2 protein-coding genes are annotated in these 1453 nt (G+C 47.4%); one reads left to right on the top strand and one right to left on the bottom strand.

Annotated features, from left to right (window positions below):
* The coding region (locus RJ60_RS09125; RefSeq protein ID WP_103134525.1) for a YggS family pyridoxal phosphate-dependent enzyme at positions 1 to 584 on the top strand (584 nt) is incomplete at its 5' end.
* A gap of 114 nt (positions 585 to 698) precedes the next feature.
* Here RJ60_RS09125 and RJ60_RS09130 read toward each other — a convergent pair.
* A partial coding sequence (locus RJ60_RS09130; RefSeq protein ID WP_146028906.1) for a helix-hairpin-helix domain-containing protein occupies positions 699 to 1453 on the bottom strand: 755 nt, incomplete at its 5' end.

Raw genomic sequence — 1453 nt, forward strand, 5'->3', positions numbered from 1 at the left:
AAACGAGGACTGCTTCAGAGATTCTAGAGCTTCTGGATAGCGGTTTGAGGGATGTCGGTGAGAACTACGTTCAGGAGGCTCAAGAGAAATTCGAGGTGATCGGCAGCAAAGCCAGATGGCACTGTATAGGTCACCTGCAGCGAAACAAAGTCAAGAAGGCCGTTGAGATATTTGACTTGATCCAGACTGTGGATTCCCTGAAACTGGCCGAGGAAATAGATAAGCGATGCGCTTCCATAAACAGGAGAATGCCGATAATGATAGAAGTTAACAGCGGCAGGGAGGGAAAAAAGGCCGGGGTCTTTCCCGAGAATGTCTTTGAACTTATTGAATCGATTTCATCCCTCGAGAATATTTCTGTAGTTGGTCTGATGACTATGGGGCCGTTAACCGATGATCAGGAAGAAATCAGACCTTACTTAAGACTAACTAGAGAGTTGTTTGAAGAGATCTCCATGCATAAGATCGAGAGAGTTCAGATGCGTTACCTTTCTATGGGGATGTCCGGCTCATACAAGGTTGCGATTGAGGAAGGATCCAATATGGTGAGACTTGGCACGATAATCTTCGGCGAAAGACAGTAGGACGAGCGCTCCGCAAGGGTACCGAGTAAGCATACTCGGTCGATCTTCGAACAGTTGCTTAGGGTCAAGAGTCCTTATATCGATTGAGTTGTGTCCAACGATTTCACGAATTGCCTAACTTCGAGATTCGTTGCTGCCGGAAAGCAACTCCAATCCAATCCTCATTCTCTTGGTGTCAACTTCAAGCACTCTGACTTTCACGATCTGGCCGACGCTCAAGACTTCAAGTGGATCCCTTACTCTTCTTCCCATCTTGCTTTTGTGAATCAGACCGTCCTGTTTGACTCCAATGTCTACGAAGGCGCCGAAATCCACAACGTTGCGGACGGTTCCTTCAAGTTCCATGCCTTTAGACAGGTCTTCCATCGAAAGCACGTCGGTCCTCAGAATCGGTTTCTCCAGCTCCTCTCTTGGGTCTAAACCGGGCTTTTTCAGCATCCCTATTACTTCTCTCACAGTGATCTGGTTAAAACTGTTTTCCCTTGCCAGAGCTTCGGGATCGATTTGATCAAGCAATTCAGTAATCTCATCTTTTCTGTCGAAGAGCTCTTCCGGGAGCAACTCTACGCTTTCAAGGATGAATCTGGCGATCTCGTAGCTCTCTGGATGGACAGAGGTTCCGTCAAGAGCTTCGGATCCATTGATTATTCTGCAGAATCCCGCCGCCTGCTCGAAGGCCTTTGGACCTAGACCGGAGACTTTCAGCAGTTCCTTTCTGTTCCTGAACGCTCCGTTTTCAGCTCTGTGTTTTACAATGTTCAGTGCGGCTCTTGAATTCAATCCGGATATGTATTTGAGTAAATGCTCCGATGCAGTGTTTAGATTGACGCCTACTAGATTAACGACAGACTCGACCTCTCTGTCGAGGG

It is taken from the genome of Mesotoga sp. B105.6.4, from assembly GCF_002896535.1.
GTDB lineage: Bacteria > Thermotogota > Thermotogae > Petrotogales > Kosmotogaceae > Mesotoga.